This is a genomic window from Kitasatospora sp. NPDC101801 (assembly GCF_044766665.1).
Taxonomy (GTDB): Bacteria; Actinomycetota; Actinomycetes; order Streptomycetales; family Streptomycetaceae; genus Kitasatospora.
Window position 1 is genome coordinate 577,230 of sequence record NZ_JBIWML010000001.1, and the last position, 19,561, is coordinate 596,790.

General features: G+C 71.1%; 21 protein-coding genes. 1 reads left to right on the plus strand and 20 read right to left on the minus strand.

What is annotated here, in order from left to right:
* Nucleotides 1-131: 131 nt before the first annotated feature.
* The 20 genes from ACIRPK_RS02570 to arc form a co-directional block, all read right to left on the minus strand.
* The gene (locus ACIRPK_RS02570; protein ID WP_403031821.1) at nt 132-1,133 is read right to left on the minus strand and encodes a proline racemase family protein; all 1,002 of its coding nucleotides are present in this window, start codon (nt 1,131-1,133) and stop codon (nt 132-134) included.
* Between the two features lie 73 nt (nt 1,134-1,206).
* Nucleotides 1,207-2,070 carry a dihydrodipicolinate synthase family protein gene (locus tag ACIRPK_RS02575; RefSeq protein WP_403032721.1) on the minus strand — a complete coding sequence of 288 codons (864 nt, stop codon included), beginning with the start codon at nt 2,068-2,070 and terminating at the stop codon, nt 1,207-1,209.
* Between the two features lie 159 nt (nt 2,071-2,229).
* Nucleotides 2,230-3,612 (minus strand): FAD-dependent oxidoreductase, encoded by a 1,383-nt coding sequence (locus ACIRPK_RS02580; RefSeq protein WP_403031823.1) that lies wholly within the window; start codon nt 3,610-3,612, stop codon nt 2,230-2,232.
* On the minus strand, nt 3,593-3,907 hold the full coding sequence (locus ACIRPK_RS02585; RefSeq protein ID WP_403031826.1) for a (2Fe-2S)-binding protein: 315 nt from the start codon (nt 3,905-3,907) through the stop codon (nt 3,593-3,595). Before ACIRPK_RS02585 ends, ACIRPK_RS02580 begins: the two co-directional genes overlap by 20 nt.
* A 152-nt stretch (nt 3,908-4,059) precedes the next feature.
* Complete coding sequence (locus tag ACIRPK_RS02590; protein WP_403031829.1) at nt 4,060-5,211, minus strand: NAD(P)/FAD-dependent oxidoreductase; 1,152 nt, start codon at nt 5,209-5,211, stop codon at nt 4,060-4,062.
* A gap of 114 nt (nt 5,212-5,325) precedes the next feature.
* The gene (gene tatC, locus ACIRPK_RS02595; protein ID WP_403032724.1) at nt 5,326-6,219 is read right to left on the minus strand and encodes a twin-arginine translocase subunit TatC; all 894 of its coding nucleotides are present in this window, start codon (nt 6,217-6,219) and stop codon (nt 5,326-5,328) included.
* 47 nt (nt 6,220-6,266) lie between these two features.
* On the minus strand, nt 6,267-6,506 hold the full coding sequence (gene tatA / locus ACIRPK_RS02600; protein WP_403031831.1) for a Sec-independent protein translocase subunit TatA: 240 nt from the start codon (nt 6,504-6,506) through the stop codon (nt 6,267-6,269).
* Nucleotides 6,507-6,590: 84 nt separating this feature from the next.
* A complete protein-coding gene (locus ACIRPK_RS02605) occupies nt 6,591-6,755 on the minus strand; it encodes a hypothetical protein (protein ID WP_403031834.1) in 165 nt (54 codons plus the stop codon).
* Between the two features lie 20 nt (nt 6,756-6,775).
* Nucleotides 6,776-7,006 (minus strand): hypothetical protein, encoded by a 231-nt coding sequence (locus tag ACIRPK_RS02610; protein WP_403031837.1) that lies wholly within the window; start codon nt 7,004-7,006, stop codon nt 6,776-6,778.
* Between the two features lie 3 nt (nt 7,007-7,009).
* Nucleotides 7,010-7,927: a helix-turn-helix transcriptional regulator gene (locus ACIRPK_RS02615; protein WP_403032727.1), complete on the minus strand. Its 918-nt coding sequence runs from the start codon at nt 7,925-7,927 to the stop codon at nt 7,010-7,012.
* A 26-nt stretch (nt 7,928-7,953) separates the two neighbouring features.
* The gene (locus ACIRPK_RS02620) at nt 7,954-8,931 is read right to left on the minus strand and encodes a helix-turn-helix transcriptional regulator (RefSeq protein WP_403031840.1); all 978 of its coding nucleotides are present in this window, start codon (nt 8,929-8,931) and stop codon (nt 7,954-7,956) included.
* A 125-nt stretch (nt 8,932-9,056) separates the two neighbouring features.
* Entirely contained in the window at nt 9,057-9,428 is a 372-nt protein-coding gene (locus ACIRPK_RS02625; protein WP_403031843.1) for an FKBP-type peptidyl-prolyl cis-trans isomerase, read from the minus strand.
* Between the two features lie 57 nt (nt 9,429-9,485).
* A complete protein-coding gene (locus tag ACIRPK_RS02630; RefSeq protein ID WP_403031846.1) occupies nt 9,486-10,775 on the minus strand; it encodes an FKBP-type peptidyl-prolyl cis-trans isomerase in 1,290 nt (429 codons plus the stop codon).
* Between the two features lie 121 nt (nt 10,776-10,896).
* Nucleotides 10,897-11,883 carry an FKBP-type peptidyl-prolyl cis-trans isomerase gene (locus ACIRPK_RS02635; RefSeq protein ID WP_403031849.1) on the minus strand — a complete coding sequence of 329 codons (987 nt, stop codon included), beginning with the start codon at nt 11,881-11,883 and terminating at the stop codon, nt 10,897-10,899.
* Nucleotides 11,884-11,990: 107 nt separating this feature from the next.
* Complete coding sequence (pafA, locus tag ACIRPK_RS02640; RefSeq protein WP_403031852.1) at nt 11,991-13,352, minus strand: Pup--protein ligase; 1,362 nt, start codon at nt 13,350-13,352, stop codon at nt 11,991-11,993.
* Nucleotides 13,353-13,461: 109 nt separating this feature from the next.
* Nucleotides 13,462-14,202 (minus strand): proteasome subunit alpha, encoded by a 741-nt coding sequence (prcA, locus tag ACIRPK_RS02645; RefSeq protein WP_403031854.1) that lies wholly within the window; start codon nt 14,200-14,202, stop codon nt 13,462-13,464.
* A gap of 36 nt (nt 14,203-14,238) precedes the next feature.
* On the minus strand, nt 14,239-15,081 hold the full coding sequence (gene prcB / locus ACIRPK_RS02650) for a proteasome subunit beta (protein ID WP_403031857.1): 843 nt from the start codon (nt 15,079-15,081) through the stop codon (nt 14,239-14,241).
* A gap of 154 nt (nt 15,082-15,235) precedes the next feature.
* Nucleotides 15,236-15,454, minus strand: coding sequence for a ubiquitin-like protein Pup (locus ACIRPK_RS02655; RefSeq protein ID WP_403031860.1), 219 nt, complete (start codon nt 15,452-15,454; stop codon nt 15,236-15,238).
* A gap of 134 nt (nt 15,455-15,588) precedes the next feature.
* On the minus strand, nt 15,589-17,100 hold the full coding sequence (gene dop, locus ACIRPK_RS02660) for a depupylase/deamidase Dop (protein WP_403031862.1): 1,512 nt from the start codon (nt 17,098-17,100) through the stop codon (nt 15,589-15,591).
* 102 nt (nt 17,101-17,202) lie between these two features.
* Nucleotides 17,203-18,969 carry a proteasome ATPase gene (arc, locus tag ACIRPK_RS02665; protein WP_403031865.1) on the minus strand — a complete coding sequence of 589 codons (1,767 nt, stop codon included), beginning with the start codon at nt 18,967-18,969 and terminating at the stop codon, nt 17,203-17,205.
* A 286-nt stretch (nt 18,970-19,255) separates the two neighbouring features.
* Here arc and ACIRPK_RS02670 point away from each other — a divergent pair, with 286 nt between their 5' ends.
* Entirely contained in the window at nt 19,256-19,558 is a 303-nt protein-coding gene (locus ACIRPK_RS02670) for a ferredoxin (protein WP_403031867.1), read from the plus strand.
* The last annotated feature ends 3 nt before the right edge of the window (nt 19,559-19,561 follow it).

Here is a 19,561-nt window from a genome sequence, read left to right on the forward strand (position 1 = left end):
CAGGGGCCCGGGGAACGGCGGCGCCGACCTCAGGGGCGTTCGACGTGCGTAAATGGTCAGGCACTTTCGCAGTGATGCCCGCCGGCCACGAACCGTCGCCGTTCCCCGGGCCCCTGGACAGTGCAAGCCACTCAGAGCAGGAAGCCTGCGGGGAACGGGTCGGACGGGTCGAGGAAGTACTGGGCGGTGCCGGTGACCCAGGCGCGGCCGGTGACGGTGGGGACGACGGCGGGACGGCCGGCCACGGTGGTCTCCTCGACCAGGCGGCCGGTGAACGAGGTGCCGATGAAGGACTCGTTCAGGAAGTCCTGATGGAGCGGGAGTTCGCCCCGGGCGTGCAGCTGGGCCATCCGGGCCGAGGTGCCGGTGCCGCACGGCGAGCGGTCGAACCAGCCGGGGTGGATGGCCATCGCGTGCCGGGAGCGGGCGGCGGTCGAGCCGGGGGCGAGCAGCTGCACGTGGTGGCAGCTGTGGATGGACGGGTCCTCCGGGTGGACCGGCCGGCCGGCCGTGTTGACGGCCTCCATCAGGGCCAGCCCGGCGTCCAGGATCTCCTGCTTGCGCTCCCGCTCGAACGGGATCCCGAACTCGGCCAGCGGCAGGATCGCGTAGAAGTTGCCGCCGTACGCCAGGTCGTAGCTCACCGCGCCGTAGCCGGGGACCTCGATCTTCTGGTCCAGCGCCACCGAGTAGGAGGGCACGTTGCGGATCGTCACGGCCTTGGCCGCGCCGTCCTGGACGTGCACGTCGGCGATCACCAGGCCGGCGGGGGTGTCCAGCCGGACCGTGGTGACCGGCTCCACCACGTCGACCATGCCGGTCTCCACCAGGACGGTGGCGACCCCGATGGTGCCGTGGCCGCACATCGGCAGCAGCCCCGAGACCTCGATGTAGAGCACGCCGAAGTCGGCGTCCGGCCGGGTCGGCGGCTGGAGGATCGCGCCGCTCATCGCCGCGTGGCCTCGCGGCTCGTACATCAGCAGGGTGCGGAAGTGGTCCAGGTGCTCCTGGAAGTGCACCCGGCGCTCGGCCATGGTGGCGCCCGGAATGACGCCGAACCCGCCGGTGATCACCCGGGTCGGCATGCCCTCGGTGTGCGAGTCGACGGCGTGGAAGACGTGACGGCTGCGCATGGATTCGGTCCCCTCGGTGGGAGGGCCGGCTGCCCCCGCAGCCGGCCACTGGCGTGTCAGGTGTGACGCGCGGTCAGATCAGACCGTCGGCGATGGCCTTCTCGGTCGCGGACCGGACAGCCGACTCGATCTCCGGGGAGAGCGGGAACCGCGGCGGGCGGACCGGGCCGCCCGGGCGGCCGGCGATGTCCATCGAGAGCTTGATGGCCTGGACGAACTCGGTCTTGGAGTCCCAGCGCAGCAGCGAGTGCAGCGACCGGTACAGCGGGACCGCGGTCTCCAGGTCGCCGGAGACGGCGGCGTGGAAGAGCTTGGCGCTGGACTCGGGGAGCGCGTTCGGGTACCCGGCGATCCAGCCCACCGCGCCGGCCAGGGCCAGCTCCAGCAGCACGTCGTCGGCGCCGATCAGCAGGTCGAGGCCGGGGGCCAGCTCGGCGATCTCGTACGCCCGGCGGACGTCGCCGCTGAACTCCTTGACGGCCACGATCGAGCCGTCGGCGTGCAGCTGGGCGAGCAGCTCGGGGACCAGGTCGACCTTGGTGTCGATCGGGTTGTTGTAGGCGACGATCGGCAGGCCGACCTGGGCCACGTCGGCGTAGTGCGCGCGGACGGCGGCGTGGTCGGCGCGGTAGGCGTTCGGCGGCAGCAGCAGGACGGAGCCGGCGCCGGCCTCGGCGGCCTGCTCGGTCCAGCGGCGGGACTCGGCGCTGCCGTAGGCCGCGACGCCGGGCATCACCCGGGAGCCGTCACCGGCGGCCTCGACCGCGGTGGTGACGACCCGGGCCCGCTCCTCGGCGGTGAGGGTCTGGTACTCGCCGAGCGAGCCGTTGGGGACGACGCCGTCGCAGCCGTTGGCGATCAGCCACTGGACGTGCTCGCCGTACGCGTCGTAGTCGACGGAGAGGTCGGCGCGCAGCGGGAGCGTGGTGGCGACCATGATGCCGCGCCAGGGACGGGTGGGCTCGTGCGTTGCGGACACGTGGACTACTCCTTGGGATGTGAGGTGTGACATTTTATTAGATGGGAAGAGCGGACACAAGGGGGCGCAGCGGACGGGCCGCGCCCCCGGTGTCAGGACTTCCCCCGGCAGGGGGCACTAGGAGCCGTCGGCCAGCTGGGCCAGCGGGACGGGGCAGGAGAGCGGCCGGGAGTCCGGGCGCAGCTCGGTGCTGCCGGACAGGCAGGCGACCGCGGGTCCGCACATCCGGCCCTGGCACCAGCCCATCCCGGCCCGGGTGAGGAGTTTGACGGTCCGTGGGTCGGCGGCGCCGAGCTCCTCGACCGCCTCCCGGACGGCGGAGACCGGGACTTCCTCGCAGCGGCAGACGTCGGTGTCCGGACGGAGCCAGTCCGTCCAGCCCGGACCGGGGCGGTGCGCGGCGGCCATCAGTCCGGCGAACGCCCGACGGCGGTCCCGGCGGCGGCGCAGCGCGGTCGGCACCGGTGCCCCGGCGATCACCCGGGCCGCCAACTCGCCCTCGGCGATGGCCAGGTCGGCCCCGCCGACGCCGCAGGTCTCGCCCGCCGCCCAGAGCCCGGGCAGCGTGGTGCGCAGCCCCTCGTCGACCTTGAGCGCGACCGTCCGGTCGGCCGTCAGGACGGTCTCCGCGCCCAGCTCGGTGGCCAGTTCGATCTGCGGCAGCAGGCCGTGGCCGACCGCCACCGCGTCGCAGTCGATCCGGCGCTCGGTGCCGGGCACCGGGCGCCAGTCGGCGTCCAGCCGGGCCACCGTCACCCCGGTCACCCGGTCGGTGCCGTGCGCCTCGACCACCGCGCTGGAGCGCCGCAGCCGGACCTTGCCGCGCAGCAGGTTCGCGCCGTGCCCGGCCCCCTCGACCAACTTGCCGGGGTTGGCCGCGAGCGTACCGAGGCCCCGGGCGTAACCGAGGTAGCTGCCCGCCTCGACCACCGCCGGGACGCTCGCCCCGGCGGCGACCAGCGAGGAGGCGGCGGCCAGCAGCAGCGGACCGCTGCCCGCGACCACGATCCGGCGGCCGGGCAGCACCAGGCCCGCCTTCAGCATCGCCTGCGCACCGCCGGCGGTCACCACCCCGGGCAGCGTCCAGCCGGGGAAGGGCAGTTGGCGCTCGTACGCACCGGTGGCCAGCAGCACGGCCGTCGCCTCGACCACCGCGCTGCCGGTCGCCCCGGCGCCGACGGTGGCGTGCAGCCGCCAGGTCTCGCCCCGTTCGGCGGTCCAGACGTGGTGCTCCGTCAGATGGGTGACCGAACTGGCGGCCAGCCGGGCGGCCAGCCCGGTGAAGGCGGACCAGCCGTGGTGCAGCCGCTCCGGATGGGCGGCGCCCAGACCGGGGGCGGGGTGGCGGTAGTACTGGCCGCCCGGGCGCGGTCCCGCGTCCAGCAGGACGCAGCGCAGGCCGAGTTCGGCGGCGGTGACGGCGGCGGCCAGCCCGGCCGGGCCGGCCCCGACCACCGCGAGGTCGTACGGGGTGGGGGAGTCAGACGGCGAGGTCGGCACGGCCGTGGCCCTCCTGGGTGGTGACGGTGGTGCCGGGCTCGGCGGGCAGCAGGCAGGTGCGCTGGTTGGCCCGGCCGTCGACGGTGGCCAGGCAGTCGTAGCAGGCGCCGATCCCGCAGAAGGCGCCGCGCGGGCGGCCGTTCACCCGGGTGGTGCGCCAGGCCAGGATGCCCTCCGCCCACAGCGCCGCGGCGATGCTCTGGCCGGGCAGCGCCGGGATCGGGCGGCCGTCGAACTCGATGGTGTGGCCGGGTTCGGGCCGTGCGCCGACCAGTTCGGCGGGGGTTCGGCGCATGGTGCTTCCTCTGCTGGGTCGGGGCCGGTCCGACGATTCGCGTCGGATCAGGCCGGGTCGTTCGGTGCGTGCGATCGGCGTGCGGCCGTGCGGCGATCGCACGCACCGGGCGGGCCGGACCCGACGGGAACCGTCGGACCGGCCCCTGCCGTTCACGCGGCGGTACCGTCGAAACGATCGGCGCGGAACGGGGTGAGGTCGAGCTCGGTCCGCTCGCCGGTGAGCTGACGGGCGATCAGCAGGCCGGTCGCGGGGGCCAGGCCGATGCCCGCGCCCTCGTGGCCGCAGGCGTGGTAGAGCCCGGGCACCCGGGGGTCGGCGCCGATCGCGGGCAGGTGGTCCGGCAGGTAGGGGCGGAAGCCCCGGTAGGCGCGCTGCACCGCGACGGTGCGCAGCACCGGGAAGAGCGCGGCGGCGTTGGCCGCCAGCCGGTGGAGCACCTCCACCGAGAGGGTCCGGTCGAAGCCGACCCGCTCCCGGCTGGCGCCGATCAGCACCGGCCCGGCGGGGGTGCCCTCCACCACGGCGGAGGTCTGCAGGGCGGCCGAGCCACTGGCCACGTCGGCCACGTAGTCGGCGGCGTAGACCTTGTGCCGGACGATCCTCGGCAGCGGTTCGGTGACCAGCACGAAGCCCCGGCGGGGCAGCACCGGCAGGGCCACCCCGGCCAGCCCGGCGAGTTCACCGCCCCAGGTGCCGGCCGCGTTGATCACGGCGGGGGCGTCGATCCGGCCCCGGTCGGTGGTGACACCGAGCACCTCACCGGACGGACCGGTGCGGATCGCGGTGACGGTCTCACCGAGCCGGATCGACGCCCCGGAAGCCCGCAGCAGGTGAGCGGCTGCCAGTGCGGGCTGGACCTGGGCGTCCTGGACGTAGTGGAAGCCACCGGCCAGGCCGGGGGCCAGATGCGGCTCCAGCTCGGCCAGCCGGTCGCCGGGGATCTCGGCGGAGACCACCCCGGCCTTGGCCTGCTCGGCCGCGAAGGCCCGCAGCGCGGTCATCCCGGCCTCGGCCGAGGCGACCACCAGGCCGCCCTTGGCCTCGTACTCGAGCCGCTCACCCAGCTCCTCGGCGATGGTCCGCCAGAGGCCGGTGGAGAGCAGCGCGAGGTCGAGCTCGGGGCCCGGCTCCTTGTCGGAGACCAGCAGGTTCCCCTCGCCCGCACCGGTGGTGCCGCCGGCCACCGGGCCGCGGTCGACCACCGTGACGGTCAGGCCGGACCGGGCGGCGTAGTAGGCGCAGGCGGCACCGACCACACCGGCGCCGATCACCAGGACATCGTGGGGGGATCTCTTGGACACGTCAGTAATATGTCACATGGTTGTGGCGCTGCCAAGGCCGTGAACACGACAGAGGAGCCCCGGCCCACTGGAAAGACCAGCAGGCCGGGGCCCTGGAAGCCGACGACGACAAGGTCAGGTGATGTCGTCCAGCTGCTCGCGGCGCGCCGCCGGCACGACCGACGGCAGCTCCGGGGCGGCCGACGCCTCGATCCCCTCGACCGAGTCGACCCGGTCCACCGAGAGGTCCAGGTGCGACGCCTCGTCCTCGTCCAGCCCGGCGTCCGGGTTGCGCCGGGCCCGGCGGCGGTCGTTCAGCAGGGACACCCCGACCGCCACGAAGTACAGCGCGATGATCGGCGCGGCCAGCCCCAGCATCGAGAGCGGGTCCGCGCTCGGGGTGGCGAACGCGGCGAAGACGGTGATCGCCATGATCATCCCGCGCCACCAGCCGAGCAGCCGCTTGCCGGAGACCACCCCGACCAGGTTTAGCATCACCAGCAGCAGCGGGAACTCGAAGCCGAGACCGAAGACCAGCACCATCCTGGTGATGATGTCGAGGTAGTTCTCCACCGGCAGGATCGAGGTGACCCCGCTGGCGCTCAGCGAGATCAGCATCTGCGCCGTCATCGGCATGATCAGGTACGCCAGCGCGGCGCCCGCCAGGAACAGCGGGGTGCCGAGGCCGAGGAAGGAGAGCGTGTAGCGGCGCTCGTTCCGGTGCAGCCCGGGCGCGACGAACTTCCACAGCTGGTAGAGCCAGACCGGGGTCGACACCACCACACCGGTCGTCAGGCCGACCTTGAGCACCACCGTGAAGGCGCTCATCAGACCGATGTTGGAGACCAGCGCGCAGTTGGCGTCGCCCGGCATCGGCTTGCCGTCAGGACCGCAGGTCGGCAGCGGCGCGATCAGGAAGTCGGTGATCTGCCGGTGGTAGATCACCGCGACGATGGTGATGACGATGATCCCCACCAGCGACTTCACCAGCCGGTTGCGGAGCTCCCGCAGGTGGTCGGCGAGCGCCATCCGGCCTTCGGGGTCCTTGGCCGGCTTCACCGCCTTCTCGGACTTGCTCAACCTCGGTCCTCAACTCGTGCGGTCTGGCCGGGGGCGGACTTGATGACCCGCGGGGCCTCGATCGGATCGGCGGCCCCCTCCTTGGCGGCGGCCACCGTCTCGTCCTTCAGGGCCTTGGTCTCGGCCTTGAGGATGCGCGCCGACTTCCCGAGCGAACGGGCCAGATCGGGCAGTCGCTTCGCACCGAACAACAGCAGGGCGAGGACGATGATGATCAGAATCGTGCCGATCCGCATGTGCGACCGCCTTTCTCCCAGGGGCAGCACTCCCCTACTCCGGGCGATGGTAGCCCCTGCGGGTGACCGAGCGGGAACGAGGTCCTAGGAAGGCTTCAACTCCCCGGCCGCCTCGGCCAGCGCGCGGGCGGCACCGTCCACCTCGCGGGCCAGCGATCTGACGTCCAGCCAGAGGCGGCAGGCCAGCGCGCCGAGCACCAGCAGCCCGGTGGTGGCCAGCAGGACGGCGGCGGTCATGGTCCACGGCACGGTGTCGGCTCCCCTGTCCCTTATCCCTCGACCGGCAGCAGGCGCATGGTGCTGACCCCGGCCCTGGTCAGCGCCGCCACGATGTTCTCACCCGCGGGCTTGCGCACCGAGGCGCCGCACGCCGGGCAGCTGAAGCTGTAGAAGGTCCGCTCCCGGGTGGCGCCGAGCGCCAGCCGGAAGGCGTCCGCCGCCAGCTCCACCTTCGCCCGGCAGTCCGAGCAGTAGACCTTGAATCTGGTGCCCTCGGCCACGGATCAGTCCCGGTACCCCTCGAGCGCGGCCAGGGCGGTGGCCCGGGCCGACTCGGCCAGCTCGGCCGGCGAGACGATCCGGCCGTCCCGGCCCAGCCGCAGCGCCAGCGGGCGCAGCCCGGCCGGGTCGGCGCTGCGCAGGGTGATCCGCAGACCGCCGTCCGGGAGCTCCTCGGCCGCGTCGTGGGTGTAGTACTCGGCCACCCAGCGACCGCCGGCGCCGACCTCGACCACCACCTCGGGATCGTCGGCGGCCGGCGAGACCAGCCCGGCGGACAGGTCGCGCGGCTCCAGCCGGGGCGGGGCGGCGGGCTCGTCCAGCACCTTGATCTCGGCCACCCGGTCCAGCCGGAAGACCCGCCGGTCCTCGGAGGTCCGGCACCAGCCCTCCAGGTAGGTGTGGCCCTCGGTGACCAGCCGGATCGGGTCCACCAGACGCTCCGTCATACCGCCGCGCCCGTGCGACCAGTAGCGCAGCCAGATCAGCCGGCCCTCGCTGAGCGCGCGGTCGATGTCGGCGAAGACCTGGCCCTCGGCCTCGAAGGTCACCCCGACCCGGGCGCTGGACTCGGCGCTGTCACCGGCCGCGTCCTCGATCTTGGCGACCGCCCGGGTGAGCGCCTGCCGGTCCCGCTCCCGCAGTCCGGGCAGCCCGGCCACCGCGCGGGCGGCCACCAGCAGCGCGGTCGCCTCGTCGGCGGCCAGCCGCAGCGGCTGGGCCACGTCGTCGACGTTGTGCCACCAGATCCGCTCACCGTCGGTGTCGATGTCCAGCAGGTCGCCGCCGCGGAAGCTGGTGCCGCACATCGGCAGCACGTTCAGGTCGTTGATCAGCTCCCGCTCGGTGATCCCGAACGCCCGGGCCACCTCGGCCACCTCGGCGCCGGGGCGCTCCCGCAGGTAGGTGACCAGCGAGAGCATCCGCCGGGTCTGGTCGATCGCGTTGCTCACTGCTGCCCCTCCGGTGCGAGGCCGGCCACCGCGCGCAGCCGGTCGATGACGTCTGCCCGCAGTTCCTCGGGCCCCAGCACCACCAGGTCCGGGCCGAACTCGGCCAGGTCGGCGGCCAGGCCGTTGCCGTACGGGATCTCCAGCTCGTCCCAGCCGCCCGCCAGTTCACGGACCTTCAGCGCCTTGGTGCGGAGCGGGAAGCCCGCCCCCTGGCGCAGCCGGACGGTAGCGCTGGCGGTCGCGCCCTCGCCGGCGAACCGGGCCACCACCGCGCGGACGTCCACGTGCCCGGGCACGGCGCCGGTGAACTGCCCGGCCCGGGAGCGCACCTTGCCGGTGATCCGGCTGAGCCGGAACACCCGGGCGGCCTCCCGGTCGCGGTCCCAGCCGGCCAGGTACCAGTGGCCGCGCCAGCACTCCAGCGCCCACGGCTCCACCGCGCGCTGCTCGGCGGCGGAGGCACCGGCCTTGCGGTACTCGAAGGTGACCGGACGGCGGTCCCGGGCGGCGGTCAGCAGCGGCTCGAAGGCCGCCTCGCGGGCCGGGATCCGGGGCTCCAGCGCGCTGTTCGCGCCGTCCTCGGCGATCGGCATCCCGCCGGCCCGCAGCTTCTGCAGCGCCCCGCTGGCCGCGCCGGACATCTTGGCCTGCTGCCAGACCCGGGCGGCCAGCGTCAGGGCGGCCGCCTCCTCGGCGTCCAGGGCGATCTCCGGCAACCGGTTGCGGTCCCGGCGGGCCAGGTAGCCGACCTCGCCGTCCAGCGCGTTCTCGTCGACGTCGATGACCAGGCCGAGCTCGCGCAGGTCGTCCTTGTCCCGCTCGAACATCCGGTTGAAGGCCTCTTCGCTGCCCTGCTGCCAGGCCTCGCGGTACGCCTCGACGGACTCCCGGAGCTCCTTCTTGGAGAGCGGACGTCTGGTGTTCATCAGGCACAGGGCGAGGTTCATCAGCCGCTCTGCCTTGGCGATCGCCATCGCGGACCTTTCCGGTAACTGGGGTGCATCTTGATCCGCCGACGACCGTACCGGTAGCGACCCGGCCGGGGAAAGCCGAGGGCCGCACCCCGCAGTCGCGGGGTACGGCCCAGGGTGACGAGCTGTCAGACGCCGAGCAGGTCGACCACGAAGATCAGGGTCGAGTTCGGCGGGATCAGCGGGCTCGGCGACTGGGCGCCGTACGCCTTGTTCGGCGGGATGATCAGCTCGCGACGACCGCCGACCTTCATGCCCTGGACACCCTCGTCCCACCCCTTGATGACCCGGCCGCCGCCCAGCGGGAAGCTGAACGTCTGACCGCGGTTCCAGGAGGCGTCGAACTCCTCGCCGGTGGAGAACGTCACGCCCACGTAGTGGACCTGGACGTTGGCGCCGGCCTTGGCCTCGGCACCGTCACCCACCACGATGTCGCGGATCTGCAGCTCGGCCGGCGGCTCGCCGCCCGGGAAGTCGATCTCCGGCTTCGTAAGGCTCACAACAAGCTCTTCTCGTTCGGTGATGTAACAGGGACACGCTACGCGACCGGACCGGGACTAGTCGGCCGCACCCACACCCGCGTCCAGAATGTCGATCACGAAGACCAGGGTCGAGTTGGCCGGGATCTTCTCCGAGGCCTTGTCGCCGTAGCCGAGGGCCGGCGGGATGACGACCTCGATCCGGCTGCCGATGGTCTGGCCGGTGACCGCCTTGTCCCAGCCCTCGATGACGCCGCCGCCACCGGTGACGAAGCTGAACGCCTGGCCGCGCTCCAGCGAGGAGTCGAACTGCTTTCCGTCGGCGTACAGCGCGCCGGTGTACTGGACGACGACCTTCTCGCCGGACTCGATCTTGCGGCCCTTGCCCGCGACCAGCACCGAGGTCTTCAGCTCGGTCGGCGCCGCGGCCCCGGCCACCGGGGTGATGGTGGCCGGCTTCTTGCCGTTGTCCTTCACCTTGGGCATGCCCTCGGCGGGCTCGGCCACGTCACCGCTGACGGTGGCGTCCGGCGCGGTGGTCTGCTTGATGTCGATCACGAAGACCAGGTTGTCGGCGGCCCCGACACCCATCTGCTGGTTGCCCTCCGGGCCGAAGGCGGCGGCCGGCGGGGCGATCACCAGCACCCGGCTGCCGGCCTTGTGCCCGGTCACCGCGTCGTCCAGGGCCGGGATCAGCTTGCCGCCGCCGGCCTGGAAGAGCTGCGGCTTGTTCTGGTCGAAGGAACTGGCCAGGTCCTTGCCGGTGGTCCAGTCCTTGCTGGTGAAGTCGGCGGTGACCCAGTGGCCCTTGTCGACCTTCGGACCGGTGCCCTCGATCAGCGTCTTGACCACGAAGTTGCCGTCGGCCGCCTCCTTGGGCAGCTCGATGGTGGCCTTCTTGCCCAGCTCGCCGGTGACCGTCGGCAGCACCTTGGAGTCGGTCTTGATCGGCGGCACCGCGGCCTGCGACGGGGCGGCCGGGCTGCTCGGGGCGGCGTCCGCGGCCGGCTTCTTGCTGTCCGGCTTGTTCACCACGTACAGCGTCACGCCACTGCCGACCAGCAGGACCGCGAGCACCGTGCCGAGGATCACGCCGAGCCGGCCCACCGAGCCGGGGTTCTCGTCGTACCCGGCCTCCGAGAGGTCCTTCTTGCGCACGTTGGAGGCGAAGACCTGCGGGGTCTCGTCCTTGGACTCGCCGCTCTCCACCCGCCTGGCCTCGGCCTGGCCCCAGCCGGCCGACTGCTTCAGAATGGCGGGCGGGACGACGATCGACTCGCCGTCGCCGGGCAGCGGCCCGCCGGGCCTGGCGGCCGCCGGGTCCGTCACCGCTCCGTCGTTCGCGCCACCGGCACTCTTGTCAGTCATGACTCCCCATCCATCTCGCCGCGCCGCGCCCTCACCGGGTCCTGACGGACACCTGCCACAGTGCGCGACAGTATGTCAGGTGTAGATGAGGGCGCGGTAAGAGGCGGGACGCCCGAATGGCTCAGACGGCCTCGAGGATGTCGATCACGAAGACCAGGGTCGAGTTCGCCGGAACGGCGGACTGCGCCTTGTCCCCGTAGCCGAGGGTCGGCGGGACCACCAGCTCGACCCGGCTGCCCACGGTCTGGCCGACCAGGCCCTGGTCCCAGCCCTTGATCAGACTGCCGGTGCCGACCTGCAGCGCCTGCGCCCCGCCGTGGCTCCAGGAGGAGTCGAACTGCTGGCCGTTGGCCCACAGCACCCCGGTGTACTGGACCACCAGGGTCTGCCCCGACTGCACCGGCTTGCCGTCGCCCTTCACCAGCACGAAGGTCTTCAGCTCGGTCGGCGGCGCGGGCGGCCCGGCCGGGATCGTGATGGTCGGCGCCGCCTTGCCGTTGTCCTTGACCTGCGGCATGTCGGCCGGCGGCTGGGTGAGCGCACCGCCGATGGTGGCCTCCGGCGACAGGCTCTCCATCACGTCCAGCACGAAGACCACGGTGTCCCCCGCCCCCACCCCGAGGTCCGCCTTGCCCTCGGTGCCGAAGGCGGCGGCCGGCGGGGCCACCACGAGCAGCCGGCTGCCCACCTTCCTGCCCAGCACGCTCTGGTCGAAGGCGGGCACCAGCTGGCCGCTGCCGGCCTGGTACAGCTGCGGCTTGCTGCCGGAGTCGTAGGAGCTGGTGACGTCCTTGCCGGTGGTCCAGTCCTTGGCGGTGTAGTTGACGGTGACCCAGTCGTTCTTGGCGACCGTGGCACCGTCCCCCTCGCTCACCGTGTTCACCACGAACTGGCCGCTGGGCTGCTCGGCCGGGATGGTGATGGTGGCCTTGCTGCCGAAGCTCCCCGCCACGGTGGGCATCGGCGAGGCCGACGCCACCGGTGTCGGCACCGCCGCGGCGGAGGCCGAGGAGGTCGCGGAAGCCCCCGAGGAGGGCGACCCGTCGCTGCTGCACGCGGGGAGCAGGACGAGCGGCAGGACGGCGAGCAGACCGGCGATACGACGCACGGTGTTCCTAACTGTCGGTCAAGTACGAGGTGCCCCAGACCCTCTGGCCTCGCCCGACAGCGTATGGCCCGATCCACTCCCCGCCCCGGAGGCACCACGACCCGGTGCTACATACCGGCGATCAGCTTCTCCACCCGCTCGTCCACCGAGCGGAACGGGTCCTTGCAGAGCACCGTGCGCTGCGCCTGGTCGTTGAGCTTGAGGTGCACCCAGTCGACGGTGAAGTCCCGGCGCTGCTCCTGCGCCTTGCGGATGAAGTCGCCACGCAGCCGGGCCCGGGTGGTCTGCGGGGGCACCGACTTGGCCTCGAAGGTCTTCAGGTCGGTGGTCACCCGCGCCGCCTGGCCCTTGTTCTGCAGCAGGTAGAACAGCCCGCGCCGACGGTGGATGTCGTGGTAGGCCAGGTCGATCTGGGCCACCCGGGGGTTGGACATGCTCATCTGGTGCTTCTCGCGGTACCGCTCGATCAGCTGGTGCTTCATGATCCAGTCGATCTCGGTGGCGACCGAGCCGAAGTTCTCGGTGCGGACCGCCTCCAGGGTGCGGCCCCAGAGGTCGAGCACCCGGGCGATGGTGCCGGTGTTGATGCCCTTGCGGTCGGCGAACTCCAGCGCCTTGGAGTAGTACTCCTCCTGGATGTCCAGCGCGCTGGCCTCCCGCCCGTTGGCGAGCCGCACCTGGTGGGTGCCGGTCAGGTCGTGGCTGACCTCGCGGATCGCCCGGATCGGGTTCTCCAGCGTCAGGTCGCGCAGCACCACGCCGGCCTCGATCAGCCGGAGCACCAGGTCGGTGGCGCCGACCTTGAGCAGGGTGGTGGTCTCGGACATGTTGGAGTCGCCGACGATCACGTGCAGCCGGCGGTAGCGCTCGGCATCCGCGTGCGGCTCGTCCCTGGTGTTGATGATCGGCCGGGACCGGGTGGTCGCCGAGCTGACGCCCTCCCAGATGTGCTCGGCCCGCTGGCTGACGCAGTAGACCGCGCCGCGCGGGGTCTGCAGCACCTTGCCCGCGCCGCAGATCAGCTGACGGGTCACCAGGAACGGGATCAGCACGTCGGCCAGCCGGGAGAACTCGCCGTGCCGGGCCACCAGGTAGTTCTCGTGGCAGCCGTAGGAGTTGCCGGCCGAGTCGGTGTTGTTCTTGAACAGGTAGACGTCGCCCGCGATGCCCTCCTCGTGCAGCCGCCGCTCGGCGTCCACCAGCAGGCCCTCGAGGATCCGCTCGCCCGCCTTGTCGTGCGTCACCAGCTCGGTGACGTCGTCGCACTCGGGGGTGGCGTACTCGGGGTGCGAGCCCACGTCCAGGTACAGCCGGGCCCCGTTGCGCAGGAAGACGTTGCTGCTGCGGCCCCAGGAGACCACGCGGCGGAAGAGGTACCTGGCCACCTCGTCCGGGGACAGCCGACGCTGCCCGCGAAACGTACAGGTGACGCCGTACTCGTTCTCGATCCCGAAAATTCGGCGGTCCATAGGGCTCCTCTTCTCTGCGCGAGGCCTTGCGAAACCCTTGGTGAGCCCGGTGGTGCATCAGCTCACCGCGGCGGAGCGGGAGCCCGGCCCGGGCTCCCGCTGCTACCGGCTACTCGGAGGCGTCCGGCTCCTCCGCGGCGGCGGAGTCGTCGCCGCTCAGCAGGCGGCCGAGCTGGCCGCCCAGGATGCGCTTGAACTTCCGCTGCTGGAAGCGGGTGCGGTCGAGCACCGCGACCTCCAGCTGATCCGGCGTCATGGTCCGCGGGGAGCCGCCGTTCGGGTCCCTGGCGAGGCCGTCCACGGCGAGCTTCAGTGCTCCGGCCAGGGTCAGGCCGGCGCGGTGCTTCTCGCCCAGGTAGTTGCCGATCGAGTCGGCGTTGCCGCCGACCACGACCGCGTTCTTCTCGTCCACCACCGAGCCGTCGGGGGTGAGCCGGTAGATCTGGTCGTCCTCGGTGGTGGCGCCGACCTCGGCCACGATCAGCTCGACCTCGTACGGCTTCTCGCCGACCGAGGAGAAGATCGTGCCGAGCGTCTGGGCGTACACGTTGGCCAGCCCACGGGCCGTCACGTCGGCCCGGTCGTAGGAGTACCCGCGCAGGTCGGCGTAGCGCACGCCGCCGATCCGCAGGTTCTCGAACTCGTTGTAGCGGCCGACCGCGGCGAAGGCGATCTGGTCGTAGATCTCGGACACCTTGTGCAGCGCCCGGGAGGTGTTCTCGGCGACGAAGAGGATGCCGTCGTCGTAGGTGAGCACGACCACGCTGCGGCCGCGCGCGATGCCCTTGCGGGCGTACTCCGCGCGGTCCGCCATGGCCTGCTGGGGCGAGACGTAGAACGGTGTGGACACCGGCGATCGTCCCCTTCCTGGTTGGGAGCCGGCGGGCTAGAGGAGTGGGGCCTGCGGGCCGTTGGGGTGCTCGAGGCGGCCGTCGGTGATCGAGTGCGCGATCGTGGAGACCTCGTCGTCGGTGAGCCGGCGGAAGCCGTCCCCGGTGATCAGCGAGACGATCGGGAAGATCTTCCTGGCCATGTCGGGGCCACCGGTGGCGGAGTCGTCGTCGGCGGCGTCGTACAGCGCCTGCACCACCACGGTGGCGGCCTGATCGGCCGTCAGGTCCGCGCGGTAGAGCTTCTTCAGCGAGCCCCGGGCGAACACCGAGCCGGAGCCGGTGGCCGCGAAGCCGCGCTCCTCGGACCGGCCGCCGGTGACGTCGTAGGTGAAGATCCGGCCCCGGCCCAGCCGGAGGTCGTACCCGGCGAACAGCGGCACCACGGCGAGGCCCTGCATGGCCATCCCGAGGTTGCCCCGGATCATCGTGGTCAGCCGGTTGGCCTTGCCCTCCAGCGAGAGCACGGTGCCCTCGATCTTCTCGTAGTGCTCCAGCTCCAGCTGGAACAGCCGGACCATCTCGACCGCCAGGCCAGCCGTACCGGCGATGCCGACGGCGCTGTACTCGTCCGCCGGGAACACCTTCTCGATGTCCCGCTGGGCGATCACGTTCCCCATCGTGGCGCGGCGGTCGCCGGCGATCACCACACCGCCGTCGAAGACCGCGGCGACGATGGTGGTGCCGTGCGGCGCCTCGATCGTCAGGCCCTCGGGCAGCTTGCGGCCGCCGGGCAGCAGCTCCGGCGAGTGCTGGCCGAGGAAGTCGTAGAACGACGAGGACCCCGGAGTCAGGAAGGCAGCCGGTAGACGCCCGGTGCCACCAGTGTTGGCTTCCACACGATTCCTTCCAGGTAGATCAACTAGACGCTTGCCCCGGACCCTACCCGCTTGCGGGCCGTGATCCACCTGACAGGTCGTCCGAAGTTTGCGCGCGGCAACCCCGTGCATTTCTGACGGGATTGCCGCGCGCGACGGAAGAACTGGCGAGCGGCTACTGGCCGCCCTTCTGGACGAACTGCCGGACGAAATCCTCCGCATTCGACTCGAGCACGTCGTCGATTTCGTCCAGGACCGCGTCCACGTCGTCGTTGAGCTTTTCCTGGCGCTCCTTGAGGTCGTCCGAAGCCTGTGCCTCTACGGCCTGCTCCTCGACCTCCTCGGAGGAACGGTTCGCCCGCTGCTGACCACCGCCGGTGTCCTTGCTGGCCATTTCCCTCACCCCGCTCGCTCGGTTGGTCCGACCCTATCGACCGGCTGCGACATCTGCGCCGGTTCCTGTACAACGTCCGTCGTTCGTCAGGATGATTCCCCGTCGCGGGATGTTCACCCTTGGTGATCGAAAAGTTACCCGCCGGACAGCACCCGGACCAGGTCCTCGGCCGTCCGACAGCGGTCCAGCAGCGCCTCGACGTGCTCCTTGGTGCCGCGCAGCGGCTCCAGGGTCGGCACCCGCTGGAGCGAGTCCCGGCCCGGCAGGTCGAAGATCACCGAGTCCCAGGAGGCCGCCGCCACGTGGTCGGCGTACTGCTCCAGACAGCGGCCGCGGAAGTACGCCCTGGTGTCCTCCGGGGGCTTGCCGACCGCCCGCAGGATGTCCTCCTCGGTGAGCAGCCGCTCGAACCGGCCGCGGGCCACCAGACGGTTGTAGAGGCCCTTGTCGGGGCGGACGTCGCTGTACTGGAGGTCGACCAGCTGGAGCCTGGGGCTGTCCCAGTCCAGGCCGTCGCGCTGCCGGTAGCCCTCCAGGATCTCCTTCTTGGCGATCCAGTCCAGCTGCCTGGACAGGCTCATCGGATCGTTCTCCAGCCGGCCGAGCACGTCCTCCCAGCGGGCCAGCACGTCCAGGGTCTGCTCGTCGGCGTCCTGGCCGTAGCGGTCCTCGACGTACTTGCGGGCCAGCTCGTAGTACTCCAGCTGGAGCTGGACGGCGGTCAGCTTACGGCCGCCGCGGAGCTGGACCAGGTACTTCAGCGAGGGGTCGTGGGAGACCCGGTGCAAGGTCCGGACCGGCTGGTCGACGGCGAGGTCGGCGGTGATGAAGCCGTCCTCGATCATCGTCAGGACCAGCGCGGTGGTGCCCAGCTTGAGGTAGGTGGAGATCTCCGAGAGGTTGGCGTCCCCGATGATCACGTGCAGCCGGCGGTACTTCTCGGCGTCCGCGTGCGGTTCGTCCCGGGTGTTGATGATGGGCCGTTTGAGGGTGGTCTCCAGACCGACCTCGACCTCGAAGTAGTCCGCCCGCTGGCTGATCTGGAAGCCGTCGGAGTTGCCCTCCTGGCCGAGACCGACCCGGCCCGCGCCGGTGATCACCTGCCGGGAGACGAAGAACGGGGTGAGGTGGCGGACGATGTCCGCGAACGGGGTGGCCCGCTGCATCAGGTAGTTCTCGTGGGTGCCGTAGGAGGCGCCCTTGTTGTCCGTGTTGTTCTTGTACAGGTTGATCCGCTGACCGTTCGGCAGCTCCAGCGCGCGGGCGGCCGCCTCGGCCATGATCCGCTCGCCGGCCTTGTCCCAGAGCACCGCGTCCCGCGGGTTGGTGATCTCCGGTGAGCTGTACTCGGGGTGCGCGTGGTCGACGTAGAACCGGGCGCCGTTGGTGAGGATGATGTTGGCCAGACCGATGTCCTCGTCGGTCAGCTGGCTGGAGTCGGCCACGTCGCGCGCCAGGTCGAAGCCGCGTGCGTCCCGCAGCGGGTTCTCCTCCTCGAAGTCCCAGCGAGCCCGCCGCGCCCGGTGCATCGCGGCCGCGTAGGCGTTGACGATCTGGGACGAGGTGAGCATGGCGTTGGCGTTCGGGTGGCCCGGCACGGAGATCCCGTACTCGGTCTCGATCCCCATCACGCGCCGTACGGTCATGCGGCCCTCCTCTGGAATATCCCGAGACGCGCCGTCCGGCTGCGGGGCGGGTGGGCGCCGCAGCCGGACGGTGAGTTGAGCGGTCCTTCAGGTGGAGCGGTGCTACAGGTACTGCCCCGTGTTGGCCACCGTGTCGATCGACCGGCCGGACTCGGCGCCCTGCTTGCCGGTGACCAAGGTCCGGATGAAGACGATCCGCTCGCCCTTCTTGCCCGAGATCCGGGCCCAGTCGTCCGGGTTGGTGGTGTTCGGCAGGTCCTCGTTCTCCTTGAACTCGTCCACGCAGGCGGCCAGCAGGTGGGCCACCCGCAGACCGTGCTGGCCGGTGTCGAGGAAGGCCTTGATGGCCATCTTCTTCGCCCGGTCGACGATGTTCTGGATCATCGCGCCGGAGTTGAAGTCCTTGAAGTACAGGACCTCCTTGTCACCGTTGGCGTAGGTGACCTCCAGGAAGCGGTTCTCCTCGGTCTCGGTGTACATCCGCTCGACCACGGCCTGGATCATGCCGAGCACGGTCGCGGCGACCGAGCCGTCGTGCTCCTTGAGGTCGTCCGGGTGGAACGGCAGCGAGTCCTTGAGGTACTTGGAGAAGATGTCCTTCGCGGCCTCGGCGTCGGGGCGCTCGATCTTGATCTTGACGTCCAGGCGGCCGGGCCGCAGGATCGCCGGGTCGATCATGTCCTCGCGGTTCGAGGCGCCGATCACGATGACGTTCTCCAGGCCCTCCACACCGTCGATCTCGGCGAGCAGCTGGGGGACGATGGTGTTCTCCACGTCCGAGCTGACGCCCGACCCACGGGTGCGGAACAGCGACTCCATCTCGTCGAAGAAGACGATGACCGGAGTGCCCTCGCTGGCCTTCTCCCGGGCACGCTGGAAGACCAGGCGGATCTGCCGCTCGGTCTCGCCGACGTACTTGTTGAGCAGCTCCGGGCCCTTGATGTTCAGGAAGTAGCTCTTCCCCTGCGGCCGGCCGGTGACCTCGGCGACCTTCTTCGCGAGCGAGTTGGCCACCGCCTTGGCGATCAGCGTCTTGCCGCAGCCGGGCGGGCCGTAGAGCAGCACGCCCTTGGGCGGGCGCAGCTCGTACTCCTTGAACAGGTCGGCGTGCAGGTACGGGAGTTCGACCGCGTCGCGGATCTGCTCGATCTGGTTGCCCAGACCGCCGATCTGCCGGTAGTCGATGTCCGGCACCTCCTCGAGGACCAGGTCCTCGACCTCCGACTTGGGGACCACCTCGTAGACGTAGCCCGAACGGGGCTCCAGCAGCAGGGCGTCCCCGGAGCGGAGCGTGACGCCGTGCAGCGGTTCGGCGAGCCGGACCACCCGCTCCTCGTCGGTGTGACCGGTGACCAGCGCGCGTTCGCCGTCCTCCAGCACCTCCTTGAGGGTGACGATGTCACCGATGCTCTCGTAGGCCATCGCTTCCACGACGTTGAGCGCCTCGTTGAGCATCACCTCCTGGCCACGGCGGAGTTCGTCGAGGTCGATGCTCGGGCTGACGTTCACCCGCAGCTTGCGGCCACCGGTGAAGATGTCGGCGGTGCCGTCCTCGTTCTGGCTGAGGAAGGTGCCGAATCCGGCCGGGGGCTGGGCGAGCCGGTCGACTTCCTCCTTGAGGGCCACGATCTGGTCGCGGGCCTCTCGGAGCGTGGAGGCGAGCCGTTCGTTCTGGGCGGTGACACCGGCCAGGTTGGTCTGGAGCTCGACGATGCGGTCCTCGAGAATCCGAGAACTACGCGGTGAGTCGGCGAGCTTGCGGCGCAGGGCGGCGACCTCCTGCTCAAGGTACGAGACCTGAGCAGCCTCGTCGGAACCCCGTACGGGCCGGCCGGCGCTGCGGTTGTAGTCGTCATCGTGGGATGCCACGGTCCTCACCTCCTCCTGGGGGAGCTGGACGACCCAAACCTACCTGGGACCAGGGGGGTGTAAACCCCTAGATCAGAAAGTTGGAACGGGCGTGTCCGATCTTCGCCCTCGGATGCTTCCCCTCTGCAAGGGAGATACCCACCGCGCACCGGTCAAAGCAGACCAGATGTATCGTCGGGCAGGTCAATATCCGATCGTGACCGGGGGAGCCGGTCGGATCAGTGTACGAATGGCAGGAATGCCCCAGGACGGGATAGACCGGACCGGGCAGGAAACGGCAGGGGACATGTCGGTGACCGGTGAGGCCACGGCGGGCGACGCACTGGAGGTCTGGATCGACCAGGACCTGTGCACGGGGGACGGCATCTGCGTGCAGTACGCGCCCGAGGTCTTCGAGTTGGACATCGACGGCCTGGCCTACGTCAAGGGCGACGACGACGAGCTGCGCCAGCAGCCCGGCGACACCGCCCCGGTACCGCTGACGCTGCTTCAGGACGTGGTGGACTCGGCCAAGGAGTGCCCCGGCGACTGCATCCACGTCCGCCGGGTGGCCGACCGGGTCGAGGTCTACGGCCCGGACGCGGACTGACCC